The sequence below is a fragment of the Pedobacter sp. genome, assembly GCF_031119335.1.
Classification (GTDB): Bacteria; Bacteroidota; Bacteroidia; order Sphingobacteriales; family Sphingobacteriaceae; genus Pedobacter.
This window is the reverse complement of the sequence record NZ_JAVHXT010000005.1, coordinates 33773-51219: the sequence shown is the minus strand read 5'-3', so window position 1 is coordinate 51219 and position 17447 is coordinate 33773. Positions and strand designations below refer to the sequence as shown.

The 17447-nt window shown below is 36.4% G+C and carries 16 protein-coding genes; 9 read left to right on the top strand and 7 right to left on the bottom strand.

Annotation, left to right across the window (positions count from 1 at the left end):
• Positions 1-68: 68 nt before the first annotated feature.
• Positions 69-1775, bottom strand: coding sequence for a single-stranded-DNA-specific exonuclease RecJ (gene recJ / locus REI64_RS07180; protein WP_308849432.1), 1707 nt, complete (start codon positions 1773-1775; stop codon positions 69-71).
• Positions 1776-1829: 54 nt separating this feature from the next.
• Between recJ and REI64_RS07175 the strand changes: the two genes are divergently transcribed.
• The gene (locus REI64_RS07175; RefSeq protein ID WP_375141993.1) at positions 1830-2600 is read left to right on the top strand and encodes an MBL fold metallo-hydrolase; all 771 of its coding nucleotides are present in this window, start codon (positions 1830-1832) and stop codon (positions 2598-2600) included.
• A 299-nt stretch (positions 2601-2899) separates the two neighbouring features.
• Here REI64_RS07175 and REI64_RS07170 read toward each other — a convergent pair whose 3' ends face one another.
• Together REI64_RS07170 and REI64_RS07165 are read right to left on the bottom strand one after the other, a co-directional pair.
• Positions 2900-3307 (bottom strand): response regulator, encoded by a 408-nt coding sequence (locus tag REI64_RS07170; protein ID WP_308849431.1) that lies wholly within the window; start codon positions 3305-3307, stop codon positions 2900-2902.
• Positions 3308-3442: 135 nt separating this feature from the next.
• Entirely contained in the window at positions 3443-4039 is a 597-nt protein-coding gene (locus REI64_RS07165) for a YceI family protein (RefSeq protein ID WP_308849430.1), read from the bottom strand.
• A 257-nt stretch (positions 4040-4296) separates the two neighbouring features.
• Between REI64_RS07165 and mutL the strand changes: the two genes are divergently transcribed.
• From mutL to REI64_RS07145, 4 genes are read left to right on the top strand one after another with little or no spacing between them, the layout of a single operon-like run.
• A complete protein-coding gene (gene mutL / locus REI64_RS07160; RefSeq protein ID WP_308849429.1) occupies positions 4297-6162 on the top strand; it encodes a DNA mismatch repair endonuclease MutL in 1866 nt (621 codons plus the stop codon).
• A gap of 2 nt (positions 6163-6164) precedes the next feature.
• Positions 6165-6899 carry a rhomboid family intramembrane serine protease gene (locus tag REI64_RS07155; RefSeq protein WP_375141994.1) on the top strand — a complete coding sequence of 245 codons (735 nt, stop codon included), beginning with the start codon at positions 6165-6167 and terminating at the stop codon, positions 6897-6899.
• Positions 6892-7737 (top strand): rhomboid family intramembrane serine protease, encoded by an 846-nt coding sequence (locus REI64_RS07150; protein WP_308849427.1) that lies wholly within the window; start codon positions 6892-6894, stop codon positions 7735-7737. The genes REI64_RS07155 and REI64_RS07150 overlap by 8 nt, the downstream gene beginning before the upstream one ends.
• Entirely contained in the window at positions 7737-8873 is a 1137-nt protein-coding gene (locus REI64_RS07145) for an endonuclease/exonuclease/phosphatase family protein (protein WP_308849426.1), read from the top strand. Before REI64_RS07150 ends, REI64_RS07145 begins: the two co-directional genes overlap by 1 nt.
• A 16-nt stretch (positions 8874-8889) precedes the next feature.
• Here REI64_RS07145 and REI64_RS07140 read toward each other — a convergent pair whose 3' ends face one another.
• The 3 genes from REI64_RS07140 to REI64_RS07130 are packed head-to-tail and all read right to left on the bottom strand — an operon-like array spanning position 8890 to position 12153.
• Entirely contained in the window at positions 8890-9960 is a 1071-nt protein-coding gene (locus REI64_RS07140; protein WP_308849425.1) for a DUF3883 domain-containing protein, read from the bottom strand.
• Positions 9950-11029 carry a DNA (cytosine-5-)-methyltransferase gene (dcm, locus tag REI64_RS07135; protein WP_308849424.1) on the bottom strand — a complete coding sequence of 360 codons (1080 nt, stop codon included), beginning with the start codon at positions 11027-11029 and terminating at the stop codon, positions 9950-9952. The genes REI64_RS07140 and dcm overlap by 11 nt, the downstream gene beginning before the upstream one ends.
• 2 nt (positions 11030-11031) lie before the next feature.
• Complete coding sequence (locus REI64_RS07130; protein WP_308849423.1) at positions 11032-12153, bottom strand: DNA cytosine methyltransferase; 1122 nt, start codon at positions 12151-12153, stop codon at positions 11032-11034.
• A gap of 128 nt (positions 12154-12281) precedes the next feature.
• Here REI64_RS07130 and cysS point away from each other — a divergent pair, with 128 nt between their 5' ends.
• The 4 genes from cysS (at position 12282) to REI64_RS07110 (ending at position 17025) form a co-directional block, all read left to right on the top strand.
• Positions 12282-13742 (top strand): cysteine--tRNA ligase, encoded by a 1461-nt coding sequence (gene cysS / locus REI64_RS07125; RefSeq protein ID WP_308849422.1) that lies wholly within the window; start codon positions 12282-12284, stop codon positions 13740-13742.
• 125 nt (positions 13743-13867) lie between these two features.
• Positions 13868-14854, top strand: a complete 987-nt coding sequence (locus tag REI64_RS07120; protein ID WP_308849421.1) for a M28 family peptidase — start codon at positions 13868-13870, stop codon at positions 14852-14854.
• Between the two features lie 255 nt (positions 14855-15109).
• A complete protein-coding gene (locus REI64_RS07115; protein WP_308849420.1) occupies positions 15110-15970 on the top strand; it encodes a DUF4440 domain-containing protein in 861 nt (286 codons plus the stop codon).
• A 158-nt stretch (positions 15971-16128) separates the two neighbouring features.
• On the top strand, positions 16129-17025 hold the full coding sequence (locus REI64_RS07110; protein ID WP_308849419.1) for a glycerophosphodiester phosphodiesterase family protein: 897 nt from the start codon (positions 16129-16131) through the stop codon (positions 17023-17025).
• A 129-nt stretch (positions 17026-17154) separates the two neighbouring features.
• On the opposite strand, the gene REI64_RS07105 is transcribed toward REI64_RS07110, so the two are convergent.
• Complete coding sequence (locus tag REI64_RS07105) at positions 17155-17364, bottom strand: heavy-metal-associated domain-containing protein (protein ID WP_308849418.1); 210 nt, start codon at positions 17362-17364, stop codon at positions 17155-17157.
• Between the last annotated feature and the right edge of the window lie 83 nt (positions 17365-17447).

Genomic DNA, 17447 nt, shown 5'->3' with positions numbered 1-17447 from the left:
TGAATGATTGAATTTTGAATGAGTAAATATTTAGCACAATGTATAGTAACATTTCAACATTTCAATTTCTAACCTTCCAACAATTTTATTCCTTTTATATTAAGTTGTAGACGCTTTTTGTCTTTCCAGTTGTTTTCTTCTATCGTATAACAAATAGAAAAAAGCTGGTTTGGTTTTAACAATTTTTCAAATTCGCCAAGGTTGAAACCTATAGCTTCAAAAATAGTCGAATTTTGTTGTTTTACATTTATTTTTAGATGATTTGTACCTACAATTTGTGCAGTACCAGCAAGGCTTACATTTTTAGTGCAAAATATAGGTGCCATGTTTTGTGGGCCAAAAGGTGCCATTTGCGATAATACCCTAAAAAACTTTCCATCTATTTGCACAAAATCTATGTTGGCGTCTATATTAATTTCTGGGATTAATAACGCTGGGTCAATGTTTCCTGATACAACTTGTTCAAATTTATCTGCAAATATTTGCAAATTTTCTGGAGCAATGGTTAATCCTGCAGCAAACTTATGCCCACCAAATTGGATGAGCAAATCACTGCATTCAACTAAAGCTTCGTACAAATCGTAGCCTGCCACAGAGCGTGCCGAGCCAGTGTAATTTCCGTTAGAGTGAGTTAAAACAATAGTTGGGCGATAATATTTTTCCGTTAATCGAGAAGCAACGATACCAATTACACCTTTATTCCAGCTTTCTTGAAACACCACGGTAGTTTTGCGGTTAATTAAAACTTCATCTTGCTCAATAATAGCCAATGCTTCTAAGGTAATATCTTTATCGAAGCTTTTACGTTCGGTATTTTGCAAATTAATTAGCGCACTTTGTTCATCGGCAATAAAATCCTCGTCGCTCAAAAGCATTTTTACTGCTTCGTTGGCGTGGGCCATCCGCCCTGCGGCATTAATGCGGGGTGCTAACATGAATACCACATCCATAATCGAGTAGTTTTCGGTTTTGCCCGAAATCTGCATCAATGCCTTTAGTCCTGTAGATGGATTTTCGTTCAGTTTCAGCAAACCATAATAAGCCATTACCCGATTTTCATCTACAACGGGAACAATATCTGCAGCAATGCTTACCATGCACAAATCCAGATATCGTTCGTAAAGTTCGTCTGGTAAATCTTTGGCAATGCAGTAAGCCTGCGCCAATTTAAAACCAATGCCACAGCCAGATAGTTCCTTAAACGGATATTCGCAATCATCACGTTTCGGGTCTAAAACCGCTACTGCATTTGGGATTTCTACGCCAGGTAAATGGTGGTCGCAAATAATAAAATCGATACCTAAAGCACTGGCATAGGTAACTTTATCGTTAGAACGAATGCCGCAGTCTAAAGCAATAATTAAGTCGAAACTATTGGTGTGTGCGTAATCAATTCCTTGTGTAGAAATTCCGTAACCTTCGCTATGTCTGTCGGGAATGTAGTAAGCGATATTTTCGGTAAACTGATGAAAGAACTGATAGGCCAAAGCCACAGCTGTTGTACCATCTACATCGTAATCGCCATAAATTAAAATCTTCTGACCACTGGTAATTGCTAAATCAATCCTGTTGATAGCAGTCTCCATATCCTTCATTAAAAAAGGGTCGTGAAGATGCTCAATTTGAGGTCTGAAAAAATGCCTAGCTTCTTCAAAAGTATTGATGCCTCTTTGCACCAAAATTTCAGCTAAACTTTTGTCTATAGTTAACTGATGGGCAAGTTCTGCAATTGTTTCACGATTTGCATTCTGATTATGTACCCATCTTTTCTCCATAGTTGTATATTTGTAACCCGTAAATATATCATAAAAATTCCTACGTAAAAAGAGATGGCGATACAAGTTTTTACCTTATCAGAAGGTTCGTATTCAGTAGATGCAAGCAAGAAGTTTATTCCTTTCGACCCTGCCAAAGACAATCCAAAGGATAGACCCGCTTCGTTATTTATTCACGTTCAGCCGTTTCTGGTAAAATTGGAAAATAGCTTGGTACTGTTTGATACAGGTTTAGGATATAGCAATGATGAAGGCAAATTGCACTTGCATGAGAACATCAAAAAAGCAGGTTTCGAACCTGATGATGTAGAATTGGTATTGATGTCACATCTTCATTTTGACCACTCGGGTGGGATGGTGCATCACCATGATGGCAAAATGGAACTGAGTTTCCCTAATGCTACTTATGCAATGCAGCGTGGTGAATGGGAAACTGCTTTTTCGAGCAAATCATCATCTTACCACACAGAAATTTTCGATTTTATACAGCGCAATGCACAAATTCATTTGATAGAAGATAGCGGCACTTTAACCAACGAAATCAGCTATGAATTTACTGGAGCACATTGTCCGTATCATCAAGTATTTTTAATTGATGATGGAGAAGATAAAGTATTTTTTGGCGGCGATGTTTTGCCAGAACCCGAAGAACTGATTAGAAAGTTTGTAGCCAAATACGATTACGATGGCCGCAAAGCGATGGAATTAAGGGACGAATTTGGGCGCAGGGCAGCTGCAGAAAAATGGAAGTGCCTTTTTTATCATTCTAAATCAAAAACACAAGCTTTTGTAGAGTTAGATGATGATAAGTTTAAGATTATATAGGATTACTTACGTTGATACGAGCAAAGAATAAAACGGTCGTCATTGCGAGTTTACGAAGCAATCTTAAAGCGGATGTTTGTCTTGTTTAACTGAAGTCGTTGGATTTAACTTCGTTGATTTTTAATTTATTTTGTAGAGCTTCGGTTCTCCTCCTTCGTTCGTCGAAATGGCGGCGGGATTAAATTTGTAAACCAGTTAAGTTCCAAGTTTTCTTAGCAGCAGCATTTTTATTAAACATTAAGAAGTGAAGATTAGTGAAGAAAAACCTTAATAATCCAATTCCTTAAGTTATTCTAATTCTAATTAATTGCCGCTAGCAATTCCTTCAACCTATCTATTGATAACGGTTTGGAAATAAACCCTTTTACCGATTTGTAACTTTTTGCTTTTTCGATATCATTTTCATAAACCGATGAAGATAGCATATACATATCGTTGTCTATATCAAGTTTAAGCGCTTCGAAAGCTTCTATAAATTCCCATCCATTTAAGATAGGCATATTGATGTCAATTAAAACCAAGTGCGGTAGCGCTTCGTTGTTTGCCGTTAATTCCTTGATGTAATCAATGGCTAGTTGACCATTATGCTTTGCCACAATTTCTACATCATACCCCGTCTTTTCAACGATTTTACTTATGATGAAAATGTTGATGTCGTCATCATCGATGACCAAGAGGTTAATTTTAGAAGAGGGTGTACGTTGCATCTTGCTTTTATGAAATACTTAGTTAACCGCTGCGAAAGTATATATTTCATAAGTGGATTACTAAAGGTACGCTAAATTTTTTACAAAAAAAATCCGAGTATAACTCGGATTTCTAAACACCTATTTAATAAGGAATTATTTTTTTGCTACCAATTTAACGGCAATTGTGAAATCATCGTAAATGAAATTATCACCAATGCTGCTAAAAATTGATTTAGATTTGTACTCGATACCATATTTAGTTCTATCGATAGTGATTTTTTCGGCAACAGCAGTTACAGTTTTGTCTGCATTCCAAGTAAGTTTTGCAGGGAAAGAAACTGAGTTGGTTTTTCCTTTGATGGTTAAATCGCCAGTAATTTTTACATCGGTACCATTGCCTTCAACTTTTTTAATTACGAAGTTAGCAGCAGGGAATTTATCTACACCAAAAAAATCGTCGTTTTTCAAGTGCTTGTCTAAGTTCGGGCTTGGTTTATCACCATCCATTGTTTTAACGGTTGTCATATCAGCAATAAAGCCGCCTTCTACTAATTTTTTACCATTAAATTGTAAGTTGCCAGAAGTTAATGCAACAGTACCAGTATGTGAACCAGAGAATTTTTTGCCTTCCCAGTTGATGGTAGATTTTGTTACATCGACAGTGTAAACATCAGCCTTTGGCTTAAATGCAAAGAAAGAAAAGCTAGCTACAAGAGCTAACATTAAAATAGAGGTGATTTTTAATTTCATTGTTGAATATTTATTTTGAAGTAAAGGTATCTAATTTTAAAATGAGTTTGTATTGATGTATGTTAAGATTTTACAAAACCGTGTTGATGTATTTTAAATTACTGAATTGTTTTATTGTTCTGTTAATGGTTTGAATATATGTTGTTTAAAGCTTCCAGTGTAAGTTATAAAGTGAGGAATTATGTTTTGTAGCAATGAAGCAATAAGGCAATACAACAATAAAATCCTTAAATTAGCGGCTTTACAAAGCGAATTAAATGTCAGATATCATCCAACTTTTACCCGATAGCGTAGCCAACCAAATAGCGGCAGGAGAAGTAGTGCAGCGGCCAGCTTCGGCGGTAAAAGAGTTGTTGGAAAACGCTTTAGACGCTGGTGCGGATAAGATACAGCTCATTGTTAAAGATGCTGGAAAAGCTTTGATCCAAGTGATAGACAATGGCTGTGGTATGAGCGTAACCGATGCCCGAATGTGTTTTGAGCGCCATGCCACGTCAAAAGTGCGCAAAGCGGAAGATTTATTTGCTATTCGTACCATGGGTTTTAGGGGTGAAGCGATGGCTTCTATAGCTGCTATTGCGCAGGTTGAAATGAAAACCAAACGCTACGAAGACGAAGTAGGAACTTTAGTAGAGATAGAAGGTTCGGTAATTGTAAAGCAAGAACCTACTGCCGCACCAAATGGCACAAGTATTTCTGTTAAAAATCTATTTTACAATACACCTGCCAGACGCAATTTTCTCAAGAGCAATCCAACAGAAATGCGTTACATTATCGACGAATTTCAGCGGGTAGCTCTGGCAAAACCGCACATCGCTTTTAGCTTACACCACGATGGTAACGAAATTTATCGTTTGCCGGCAGCAACCATTAAACAACGTGTTGTGCATTTATTTGGCAACAATTATAACGAACGTTTAATTCCGGTAGAGGAAGAAACGACCATCATTAACCTAAAAGGATACATCGGAAAACCAGAGTTTGCAAAGAAAACTCGTGGCGAACAGTTCTTTTTTGTGAACGATAGATTTATTAAGGATAACTACCTAAATCACGCAGTTAACAAAGCTTATGCAGAGTTGCTGCCCGATGATAATTTTCCGCTGTATGTGTTGTTTATAGATATCGATCCTGCAAAGATTGATGTGAACGTACATCCAACTAAAACGGAAATCAAATACTTGGACGAAAAGTCTATCTATGCTATTATCCACTCGGCGGTGAAGAGAAGTTTGGGCAGGTTCAATATCAGTCCAACTTTAGATTTTAACCAAGAAACGGCTTTTAGTAATATGATTACGCCAAAAGCGCATGAAGATATTGTGCCGCCAAGTATTGCATTTAATCCAGATTTTAATCCTTTTGGAACACCGAAAACGGCAGCAGCACCAAGAGTGCAGAGCGAAAGTTCAGGTTATTTCAAGGACAGCTACAAGCCTAAGGAAGTAGCCCAAAATTGGGGTTCGCTTTATGAAATTGCCAACTATCAGCAGCCTGAACAAACAACTATTGCTCTCGATGATGAGAAGGAAGAAGAAGCGCCAGCGGTAATGAACAAGCAGTACATGCAAATTCATAACCGTTACATTGTTTCGCAGATCAAATCTGGCGTAATGGTGATAGACCAACAAGCTGCACACGAACGTATTTTGTACGAACGTTTCTTGCTGCATTTGGAAGATAGGAAAGGAGCGTCGCAACAAAGTCTGTTTCCGCAAACGGTAAGTTTAAGTCCCGGTGATTTCGAATTGGCGAAAAGTTTGTTAGATGATATCAAGAGTTTAGGTTTCGATGTTCGTGAGTTTGGTAAAAACACTTTGGTAATTGAAGGTATTCCGGTTGATTTGGGCAGTACCAATATCAACGAAACTCAACTTTTTGAGCATTTAATTGAGGGTTTTAAAAACTCGCAGCAAGAATTGAAATTAACTAAGCGTGATGCGCTAGCACGAAGCATGGCACGTAACAGTGCAATAAAGGCAGGTACGGCTTTAAGTCAGCAGGAAATGAACACCCTTATTGACGAGCTATTTGCCTGCAAAACACCTAATTTTAGTATTAACGGAAAGCCAGCTATACAAACCATTACTTTGGCAGAGTTGGCACAAAAATTTGAAAAATAATGATGAACGGAATCAACATACCTCCAGTAGTTAAGAATCTGTTAATTATCAACGCAATATTCTTTTTCGCAACTTGGATATTCCAACAGCAAGGTTTACGATTATCCGAATATTTAGGTGCACATTATTTCGATTCGCCTAGATTTCAAGTTTGGCAGCCCATTACCTACATGTTTATGCATGGTGATTTTATGCACCTGTTCTTCAATATGTTTGGATTATTTATGTTCGGTGGTATTTTAGAACACAAATGGGGACCAAAAAGGTTTATCAATTTCTACTTTATTACTGGTTTAGGTGCTTTAGCGTTACAATGGTTGGTTCAGGGCATCGAGATTTATCAAATTACAGGATCATTTTTAAATAAAAACGAACCATTTATAGAGGCTCTTGCCAATAGAGAATACAATACAGCTATATTTTCTACAAACGATGCGACTACCTTGTATTCAAATTATTTCTTTCCAATGGTTGGTGCGTCTGGCGCTGTTTTCGGCATCATGACTGCATTTGCAGTGCTTTACCCAAATATGGAATTAATGCTGATGTTCATTCCTTTTCCGGTAAAAGCGAAATATTTTATTCCTATTTACATCGTTATAGAATTGTTTTTGGGTGTAGCCCGCATACCAGGAGATTCTATCGCACACTTTGCACATTTGGGTGGTGCTTTAATAGGATTTATTTTGGTGAAGATTTGGAAAGATAAGGACAGGTTTTACGATTACTATGAATAACAGCAGTTTCAAAGATATCTTTAATAGGGTTTTCAAGTCGGGAAACCCGGCAATGCTTTACTTGGGCATTAACATCATTGTATTTTTGGTGGTGTTAATTGCTGGCGTTGCTGTTAATGGAAGCTTGGGTAATTTTATCAATGGAACAGTTAGGCCATACTTGGGTTTTCCTGCCGATGTGATGCAATGGCCAACCCGTTTTTATACCTTGGTAACCTACGCTTTTCTTCATCAGGATGTTTTCCATATCCTTTTCAATATGCTGTGGTTATATTGGATGGGCAACTTGTTTCTAGATTTCTTGAAACCAAGACAGTTTCAAGTGGTTTATTGGGGTGGAGCAATGGTAGGAGCATTAGCTTTTACACTGATTTTTAACTTAAGCCCTAACTTAAATGCTGGTGGCGCAACGGTGATTGGAGCAAGTGCTGCGGTGATGGCTGTTTTTAGTGCTATTGCAACTTTAATCCCAAATTATAGTATTAGGTTATTGCTTTTTGGCGATGTTAGGCTCAAATACTTAGTGTTAGTTTATATCGTCATCGATATTATTGGTGTTTCTAAAGGAGCTGGAAACATAGGCGGAAATTTTGCGCATTTAGGTGGGGCGCTGTTTGGTTTTGCTTATATCAAATTGTTGCAAAACGGTACCGATTTAAGTAGTTTTCTAATTAAAAAACCTAAACTTAAGGTGGTGAGAAATGCGCAACCTAAAAAAAGAAACGAACAAGTAAACCAAGCGGAAATTGATGCGATTTTAGATAAAATTTCTAAAACCGGATATGACAAGTTGACCACAAAAGAAAAACAGATTTTATTCGACGCAAGTAAGAACTAATGAGTAAAAAAGAAAAGCTTCCTTTTTTAGATAAATTGCTGCTTTTTTTTGCAGTGCTGTTGGCTTTTGCACTAGGTTTAGGAATGTTGGCTGGGCAATCTGATCCGAAAAATAACATTTGGATTGCCTTTGCTGGCTTAGCTTATCCATTTTTTCTGATTGGGAATGTGGTTTTTGCGGTGTTGTGGCTACTTCGTAAAAAGTTTGTATTCGCGTTGGCTACTTTGGTTTTTGTTGCGCTAGGATGGAAACCTTTGAATGCTACTTATCAATTTTTTGGGGATGAAGGTACAACCGTTAAAGATAGCGAGCATTACGTAAGGATGATGACTTACAATGTTCATCAGTTTAAGAAGTATGGTGAAAACAACGATGTTTCTACCAAAGACCAAATCATTAAAGTAATTGAAGATCAAAACCCAGATGTAATTTGTTTTCAGGAATTTTTTACCAGACGCAAAGGTGAGTACGATCTTATCGATAGCATTAAGAAGCGCTTAAAATTAAAGCATTATTACTTTGTGCCATCGGTAGATAATAACTACGAGGCTGCAGGTTTAGCTGTGTTTTCTCGTTATCCAATTAAAAATAAGGGAACGGTTTCCTTTGGCGAGCAAGCTGGTAATGGTAGTATTTATACAGACCTAGATGTAAAAGGGCAAATTTTTAGGGTATATAATGTGCATTTGCAATCTATTTCATTCCAAAAGGAAGATTACGATTACATAGATAAAGTGGCGAAAAAGATGGGACCAGAAATGAAATCGTCGAGGAGAATAGCTGGAATGTTGAAAGCGGCTTTTCAGCGCAGAAGTGAGCAGGTAAAAATAATGAAGAGCGAAATGCAGGAATGTAAATTGCCTTTCATTATTGCTGGAGATTTTAACGATACACCTGCGTCTTATTGTGTTACGCAAATCACGAGTTCGCTAAAAAGTACATTCAGAGAAAAAGGCAGCGGTTTTGGTAAAACTTACAACGGTGCCTTCCCTAATTTTCAGATAGATTATATTGCTGTTACTAAAGATTTTGATGTGATCAATCATCATATTTCAACCGATAAATTGTCAGACCATTTTCCAGTTAGGAGCGATTTAAGGTTGAATTTTGCGGGAGAAGGTGATGAGGATTATTAGTAATGAGGGTATTAGTTTAGGTGTTATTTATTAATGAAATTTCATTGTTGAAGGCAAGTAGTTCATTAGTTGGTTTTATTACCATTTTTGCCATTTGCAATAAAACTTGTTGTTGGTTTAGTGAAGAGTTAAAATGTAAAATATGCGGTTGTATTAATGAGGCTAATGTTCTGCTATTTTCGCAAATTCTTAATTTAGGCGTTTCGTCCCCTAGTAAATCAAATACTCTATAAATGTGATAATTTTGATTTTGCGCAATACAGTCGATTTCTTGATTACTAAAGATTAAAGGTTGTTCAAATTTAAAGTTTGTCGATTTTACATCAATAAAAATAACGTTTTGATTATTTTGTTGAATGCTAAAATCATAAGGAAGCCCCGTTTCCATGCTTTTGTTGTACCAAATGTAATTGAAAATTTGATTTCTTGATTTTTGATAGTCTAGAAAATTTGCAATTATTTCTTCTCCTCTTTTTCCTGTTTCTTTAAATAATGTGTTCGCATTTTCTAAATCAAAAGGCCTATATTTTTTTGAAATCCCAAGTTGAGAAGCAATTTCTAGATCTTCAATTATTGGTTTTCCACTTACATTTACTTTTTGTTCTAAATAAATTAATAGCTGGTCGAAACTATGTTCTCCTTTTTCAATTCTTCCACTTTTTGTTAAATCTATAATGTTTGAAATATCCACAAAATCGGAAGACTGTTCATTAAAAAGATAAAATACTACCTCTTCACTTTGTAAGCCAAACCAAATTAGGTGCCAATCAAGATCTTGATTTACTTCTTTTGCACTTTGCCTAATTACAGATACAATAGATACGACATCCCGTCCGCCCGTTTTTAAATTTGGACTTCTAAATGTTCCATTTGGATTTTGAATTCTACCAAAAGTAAAACCTAATGTTTCAACTTTATTGTTATATATAAACATTCCCAAATCTTCGAAATTTTGATTAGGAAGAAAGGTTAGAATGTCATCATATAATCCTATGTGGGATTGATGACTAGAGCCCTTTAACCCCAAATCTGGATTAGTTAGTTTTTTATAACCGATTTTTCCTTCACTATGTAATTTAAAGAACATATTTAATAAGGTCTTTTTTGATGAAAAGATAGTGCAATACTGCATAAACGGTATTTACGCTTACTGCGTTTCCTGCTTGTTTATAAAGCTGGTGGTTACTTACGCCTTTCTCCTTTGCATTTGAAACAAAGCTTCCGTTGAAACCCTGTAATAAAAATGCTTCGTGTGGCGTAAGCTTTCTTATTCTGTGTTTGGCTTGTTCTTCTTTAGAATATTCTGTTTTTAAATATTCTAAGGGTTTTTCCGAGTTTAAAAATTCGTGAGAGAAGTAATTGTCTTGACAAGCTCTGTGCATTTTAACCATAGTTGCTGTTAAAGGTCTTGCAACAAGTTGATTTATTTCAGATTTCGATTTGAAATTTTTAGAACCGTTAGATAAAATGGTTGGTTTTAAGGTTTCAGAGAGATAATATTTTTCTTCAACTTCCTTTGCAAGTACATCAAGTGTGTTTTTTTGTTTTAGCAAACTACTTTTCTTGATGTTTTTAAAATTTTCTATAACTACCTTCTCATTGAAAACAAAATCTTTTGGTAAGTCTTCAGTTGTTGCAAAAATGAATACTCTGTTTCTTTTTTGAGCTAAACCGAAATTCTCTGTATTAAAAACATTGAAAAAAACATTTTTATATCCAGCCTTTTTAATTTCTTCCTCTATAACTTTAATGGTGTTTCCTTTATCGTGAGTAATGATGTTTTTTACATTCTCAAGTAAAATGAATTTAGGTTTTTTTACTTTAAGAATTTTAATGATATTGAAAAAAACATTTCCCCTTACATCGTTAAAGCCTTTTTGTTTTCCCATCATGCTGAACGATTGGCAAGGAAATCCGCCAGTCAAAATGTCAAAATCTTCAAGTTTTTCAATATTTTTTTTATGGGAGGTGAACTCAACTATATCTCCCAAAATAGTTTCATTTTCGGTATTGTAGTTTGCAGTGTATGTTTTGTTTGCATAGACATCTAGCTCAGAATAGCCCACGCAATTCATGGTCAGATTGAGGTCTTCTCCAAAGATGTCAAAGGCCTTTCTAAATCCCCCAATACCTGCAAATAATTCAAGATGTTTCATGTTTACAAGTATTTGATAATTTCTTTACCAATAAATTCTGCAAGTTTTACAGGGACAGCATTACCTATTTGTGCATACCAATAATTAGGTGTTCCCTTAAATATATAATAATCAGGAAATGTCTGAACCCTTGCAGCTTCTCTGGGAGATAGACCTCTAGCTTGGTTAGGATGAATATACATATTACAATCGTGTTTCATATGCGAAGTGATTGTTTTACAAACTTCGTTTTCGTCGAGTTTAAAGTATTTATCCTTAAAGATATGATTTCTGCTTTTATATGGCATAATATCTTCTATACTTTTATGTAATGAATTTGCACCTTGTGGAAGCAGGGAAAAAATTTGAATATCTCTATCGTTATTATACCGATTTTTGTGGTTGTAAAGTTTGTCTACCTTTTTTCTATTATTTATAAAATCTGCGTAAGTAGATTTTGGGTAAAAATAATCTGTTTCAAAAAAACCAATTTCTTTATTTTCAATTCGAGTATTGTTTTTTGTGCTATTAGGCTTAAGCTCGGGCAAATCGCTAATCGCATCTTTTAGTACAAACGAGTTTCTCAATTTGTTATTTTTGATTTCTGCAAATAGATTATTGGTATCGACATTTAGCCTATTGCCAATAATAAAAAATCGTTCTCTATTTTGAGGTAATCCAAAATTTTTGGCATTTAAAAGAGAATGAGAAAAAGAATATTCTTCTCCGAGGTATTCTTTGAAGTCGATAATTATTTCATCAATTTTTTTAGACATACCTTTTACGTTCTCCATCACAAAGAACTTAGGTTTTACTTCTTTTAGAAACTCTAAAAATGCTTTATAAAGTGTATTTCTTGGGTCATCGAGCATTCTCTGTCTATTTGCCATAGAAAAACCTTGACAGGGCGGCCCTCCACAAACTAAATCTACATCATTAAACTTCGATTTGTATTTCTTGATGTTTTTATTTAATTCATTTATATCTCCTGTAAAATAAGATTCTTTAGGTAAATCTCTGTTGTATAGGTATGTTTCGAAAAGAGATGTGTTGATTTCATTTGCAAAAACTGTAGTGAAACCAGCTTGTTCCATTCCTAAGCTAAGCCCTCCGCACCCAGCGAATAAATCAATCATTTTTTTCATAGGCACAAAAGTATGAAAATTGTTAGAGGTAATGCCCTATTTAAAGACATATCTCCGCATCCTTTCAAGATTTAAATTTAGACAGTATCTTAACATTTAATACAGCGTAAATATTTTACATTTGCAACATGATACAAGACTTACAGTTATACAACACATTAACACGTAAAAAGGAAGTTTTTGAACCTTTGAATGCACCACACGTTGGTATGTACGTGTGCGGTCCGACCGTTTACAGTGATGTGCATTTGGGTAACTGTCGTACTTTTATCTCGTTCGATTTAATTTTCCGTTACCTTAAATACAGTGGATACAAAGTGCGTTATGTGCGCAATATTACCGATGCTGGGCACTTAGAAGGTGATAGGGATGAGGGTGATGATAAATTTGCAAAGCGTGCTAAATTGGAACAATTGGAGCCAATGGAAATTGTACAGAAGTATACTTTGGGTTTCCATGAGGTGCTGAGAATGTTTAATACTTTGCCGCCTAGCATTGAGCCAACGGCAACGGGACACATTATTGAGCAAATTGAAATGGTGAAACAGATTATTGCCAATGGTTATGCTTATGAAATAGATGGTACGATTTATTTTGATGTAGAGAAATACAGTAAGGAGTATAATTACACTGTTTTAACCAATCGTAAACTCGAAGATTTGTTGGAAAACACGAGAGAGTTGAGCGGACAGGATGATAAAAAGGGGCGTTTAGATTTTGCGCTTTGGATTAAGGCGAAACCAGAAACTTTGATGCAGTGGCAATCGCCATGGGGCATGGGTTTTCCGGGTTGGCACATTGAATGTTCTGCCATGAGCGAGAAGTATTTAGGTGCCGAGTTTGACATTCATGGTGGTGGTATGGATTTGGCAGCAACGCACCATACCAACGAAATTGCACAATCTGAGGCTTGTTCTAGTCATCAGCCAGCAAAATATTGGATGCATACCAACATGCTAACGGTAAATGGCACACGTATGTCTAAATCGGCAGGTAATGGCTTTTTGCCTGGTGAATTGTTTACTGGCGAACATCCGCTATTGCGTAAGGGTTATAGCCCAATGACGGTGAAGTTTTTTATGTTGCAGGCGCATTATCGAAGTACTTTAGATTTTAGTAATGATGCTTTAGATGCTTCGGAAAAAGGTTTTAGAAGGCTGATGAATGCTGTGGCGCTGTTGCCGAAATTAGTGGCTTCTGCTGATGGAAACATTGCTATTGAGCCGCTTCGTGAAAAGTGTGTAAATGCCATGAACGACGATTTTAACAGTCCGGTAGCTATTGCAGAATTATTTGAAGCTGCTAGAATTATTAATACAGTTTACGATGGTTCCGCTAAAATTACTGCACAGGAATTGGAGAAGTTAAAAGCTTTGATCAATGATTTTGTGTTTGAGATTTTCGGTTTGAAGGATGAAGAAAGTTCTAACTTGGAACTGAATGAGATTTTGGAAATGGTGATTGATCTTCGTAAATCAGCAAAGGAGAATAAAGACTACGCTACTTCGGATTCTATACGTTTGGGTTTGCAGAAAATTGGTATCCAATTAAAAGATAGCAAAGAAGGTACGACTTGGAGTAAGGCGTAGTTTTAGAGTTTTGTCGTCATTGCGAGGAACGAAGCAATCTTACAACGGTTTACAAATCCGAATTGCTTTAAGATTGCTTCGTTCCTCGCAATGACGAACCGTTTAATCTTTATATAATTCTAAAAATGAAATTAAAACATACGTTAGTTATCCCTTTTTTTGTATTGGCACTACTCCAATCCTGCCAGCAAAATAAACCAACAGAAGGCAATACCGTTGCGGAAGTAAAACTGCAATCGCCAAATTTTGATGCTGATAGCGCCTATGCCTACACTAAAGCGCAGGTAGATTTTGGTCCGCGTATTCCATCAACACCTGCACATGCAAAAACTGCAGATTACTTGGTAGCAAAGCTGAAATCTTTTGGTGGAGAGGTTTCTGTACAGCAAGCGCCAATGAAAACCTACGATGGAAAAACTCACCAGTTGAAGAATATCATCGCTGCTTTTTATCCAGAGAAGAAACAACGGGTTTTAATTACTGCCCATTGGGATGCCCGTCCGTTTTCGGATGAAGATCCCAACATGGGAATGAGAAATAAACCTTTTGATGCAGCCAACGATGGGGCAAGTGGGGTAGCGGTCATTCTAGAAATGGCTCGACAAATTCAGCAAAAGGCACCAGATATTGGTGTGGACTTTATTCTTTGGGATTTGGAAGATTACGGCAGTGCCAATGATGAAACACCTCGTGAAACTACATGGTGTTTGGGGTCACAGTATTGGGCTAAAAATCCGACTATCAAAGGCAGCAAGCCGCTATATGCCATTAATTTAGATATGGTAGGTGGTGCAAATGCACAGTTTACGCAAGATGCAGTATCTAGACAATACGCACCAAGTGTGGTAAGCAAGGTTTGGAGTATTGCCAGCGAAATTGGTTATGGCAATTATTTCATTAATGTAACTTCGGGTGAACTTATTGATGATCATTATTGGATTAACCAGGCAGGTGTTCCGGCAATAGATGTAATTCATTATTCGGATGCTGCAGGCTTCTATAGCAATTGGCACACGCAGCTAGATAACCTCAACAACATCGACAGAAATACACTTAAAGCCGTAGGACAAACGATGCTGGAAGCGATATATAGAGAAAAGCCCACGCAATAATTTGAATGGATAATTGGTATTTAGCAGTCAATAGTAGAATGGTCGATAGTTGATAGTCATGAACTATTAGCTATAAATCCCTCTGCCATCAGCTATGGTCCATCATCAACCATTTTCCATGAACTATCAACTAAGAAGCCCAACCAAATGTGCAATTGTTGAATACTTTTTTGTGCCAAAAGCAGTTCAAGCCTTAAATTCGCAACTTACACCTAGAAAAACGAAAAGGGTTTAGCCCGTTAAACAATTTATACAATGAAAAAGATATATCTTTCAATATTAGCTTTAGCAATTGGTGCCAATGTATATGCCCAAAAATCGGATGGCACAGTAAAATCATTAGTAAATGCAGAAAAGGCATTTGCTCAGAAAGCAGGAAAAGATGGTGTTAACGCTGCATTTACAGAATTTTCTGCGCCAGATGGCATCGTTTTTAGACCTAACCCTATTAATGCTAAAAAATTCTTTTCTACCGCAAACGACACTAAAGAGTTGAGTTGGGAGCCAAATTATGCTCGTCTTTCTAAGAGCAGAGATTGGGGATTTACATCGGGTAGTTATGTTGCTGGTAGCGATAAAAAGACGTTCGGACATTACCTTTCTATTTGGAGAGGAAAAGATGGAAATTGGGAATTGGTGATTGATTTGGGAGCTGAAGCTATTAAACCGATTAAAGGAAAAGAACCTAAAGCGCTTTTTGTTGAGCCTAAAGAAACTTACAGTCCAAAATTTGCTTCTGCGAAAGATTTAAAAGCTGCTACTGAAATTATTTACAGCACCGAAAAAACCTTAAATACCATGCTTAAAACTCATGGTGTACAGGCTTTCGCTGGTTTCATTAATCCAGATGCTCGTTTGTTGTTTCCCGGAACGGAAGCAATTATCGGTAAAGACGGAATTTTGGCGTTCAACAACCGAGTGATTGATAAAATCAACCTTAAAACTACGCAAGCGGATAAAGCTTTGGGTGGAGATTTTGCTTACACTTACGGTTTAGCTACCATAGATTACAAAGCCGATTTGCGTGAGAGCTTCAACTACGTTTTTATTTGGGAGCGCCAAGCAGATGCAAATTGGAATATCATAGCTCAAGTGTTTACTGTTGCCGAAAGATAAGAAGCGAAGACATTTACTAGAAACCAAGTATCAAATATAAATTAAGGATTTCGACAGTTGTTGAAATCCTTTTTTAGTTTTTAAGGTGAGCCATTTTAGACTAAAACCACTATACTTGTAAGCATTTGTCACATTTTTCGTTATTGTTAAAGATGAATATGAAAAAAATTATCCTTTCCTTTTTATTGTTGGCTGCGGTTATTCCTCAAACATTTGCTCAGAAAAAAACAGCTGTTGTTTTCGAGGTGCAGGGCAACCGCGGTGCAAGAGGTTTAATGCCTGAGAATACTATTCCTGGAATGATTAAAGCCTTAGAACTTGGAGCAACTACATTGAAAATGGAAGTAGTGATTTCCAAAGACAAAAAGGTAGTAGTTTCTCAGGAACCTTATTTTAACCATTCCATCAGCTTGTCGCCCAATGGCGAAGCTATTACGTTGAAGAACGAAAAAAAGTTCAATATCTATAAAATGAACTACGAGGAAATCAAGCAGTTCGATGTAGGTTCCAAACCAAATTCTCGTTTTCCTTACCAAGAAAAATTTCGCATAGAAAAACCATTGTTGGAGAATTTGATAGATAAAGTTGAGTTTTTTGTTTCGAAGAAAAAGAAAATGGCCAAGCCGCACTACAATATAGAAACTAAACTGATCCGTAAAGGTGATGGAGAGTTTCAACCGAGCCCGGCAGAATATGTAGAGCTAATTATGGAAATTGTGAAAGCGAAGAAAATTGAAAATCGAGTAACGATACATTCTTTTGATATCCGCAGTTTACAATATCTACATGAAAAATATCCTCATATTCAAACTTCTTTGGGGATTGATGAAAAGGAAGATTTTGAGAATAACATCAAGGCCCTTGGTTTTAAGCCTACCATCTACAGTCCGTACTTTCCTTTGGTTGGTAAAGGTTTGGTAGATAAATGCCACGCAGCCGGAATAAAAATTATTCCTTGGACAGTTAACACGGTCAAAGATATCAACTACGCTAAAAACTTAGGAGTTGATGGTATTGTGACTGATTATCCAAATTTGATAGCCGAGATTAAATAGAAATTCCCTGCCAGACTGACCTTGTGCTAATCGTCATCTCGACCGAAGTGGAGAGATCTTTGAATTTTAACAATATCTCAAAAGATTTCTCCACTCGCTTCGCTGCGGTCGAAATGACGGGAATTGTTCCTAAATTCTCTCCGCCTTGTAGCCAATTTTCGATAAGGACTTCACCAAATCTGCTTCGTCAATGCGCTCTCCTTCAACGGTTAAAACCTTATCAAGATTTTCTGTATCTACTGACCAGTTATTTACGTTTTCTTGTTCGTTAAGTACAGGTGTAACTTTGGCAACACAGGCGTCGCAGTTTATTGTTGTTTTAAATTTTAATGTATTCATTTTATATGATAATTGAATTTTGAATTTTGAATGAGTGAATAGAATCTAACATCTAGCCAATTAACCGATTAATCAGTTCAAAC

Excerpts from the sequence above, each read along its gene's own strand:
- cysS (WP_308849422.1), top strand. The coding sequence starts at position 12,282 with ATGATACAAGACTTACAGTTATACAACACATTAACACGTAAAAAGGAA.
- REI64_RS07115 (WP_308849420.1), top strand. The coding sequence starts at position 15,110 with ATGAAAAAGATATATCTTTCAATATTAGCTTTAGCAATTGGTGCCAAT.
- REI64_RS07120 (WP_308849421.1), top strand. The coding sequence starts at position 13,868 with ATGAAATTAAAACATACGTTAGTTATCCCTTTTTTTGTATTGGCACTA.
- REI64_RS07170 (WP_308849431.1), bottom strand. The coding sequence starts at position 3,307 with ATGCAACGTACACCCTCTTCTAAAATTAACCTCTTGGTCATCGATGAT.
- REI64_RS07105 (WP_308849418.1), bottom strand. The coding sequence starts at position 17,364 with ATGAATACATTAAAATTTAAAACAACAATAAACTGCGACGCCTGTGTT.
- REI64_RS07150 (WP_308849427.1), top strand. The coding sequence starts at position 6,892 with ATGAATAACAGCAGTTTCAAAGATATCTTTAATAGGGTTTTCAAGTCG.
- REI64_RS07140 (WP_308849425.1), bottom strand. The coding sequence starts at position 9,960 with ATGTTCTTTAAATTACATAGTGAAGGAAAAATCGGTTATAAAAAACTA.
- REI64_RS07130 (WP_308849423.1), bottom strand. The coding sequence starts at position 12,153 with ATGAAAAAAATGATTGATTTATTCGCTGGGTGCGGAGGGCTTAGCTTA.
- dcm (WP_308849424.1), bottom strand. The coding sequence starts at position 11,029 with ATGAAACATCTTGAATTATTTGCAGGTATTGGGGGATTTAGAAAGGCC.
- REI64_RS07145 (WP_308849426.1), top strand. The coding sequence starts at position 7,737 with ATGAGTAAAAAAGAAAAGCTTCCTTTTTTAGATAAATTGCTGCTTTTT.
- recJ (WP_308849432.1), bottom strand. The coding sequence starts at position 1,775 with ATGGAGAAAAGATGGGTACATAATCAGAATGCAAATCGTGAAACAATT.
- REI64_RS07110 (WP_308849419.1), top strand. The coding sequence starts at position 16,129 with ATGAAAAAAATTATCCTTTCCTTTTTATTGTTGGCTGCGGTTATTCCT.
- REI64_RS07155 (WP_375141994.1), top strand. The coding sequence starts at position 6,165 with ATGAACGGAATCAACATACCTCCAGTAGTTAAGAATCTGTTAATTATC.
- REI64_RS07175 (WP_375141993.1), top strand. The coding sequence starts at position 1,830 with ATGGCGATACAAGTTTTTACCTTATCAGAAGGTTCGTATTCAGTAGAT.
- REI64_RS07165 (WP_308849430.1), bottom strand. The coding sequence starts at position 4,039 with ATGAAATTAAAAATCACCTCTATTTTAATGTTAGCTCTTGTAGCTAGC.
- mutL (WP_308849429.1), top strand. The coding sequence starts at position 4,297 with ATGTCAGATATCATCCAACTTTTACCCGATAGCGTAGCCAACCAAATA.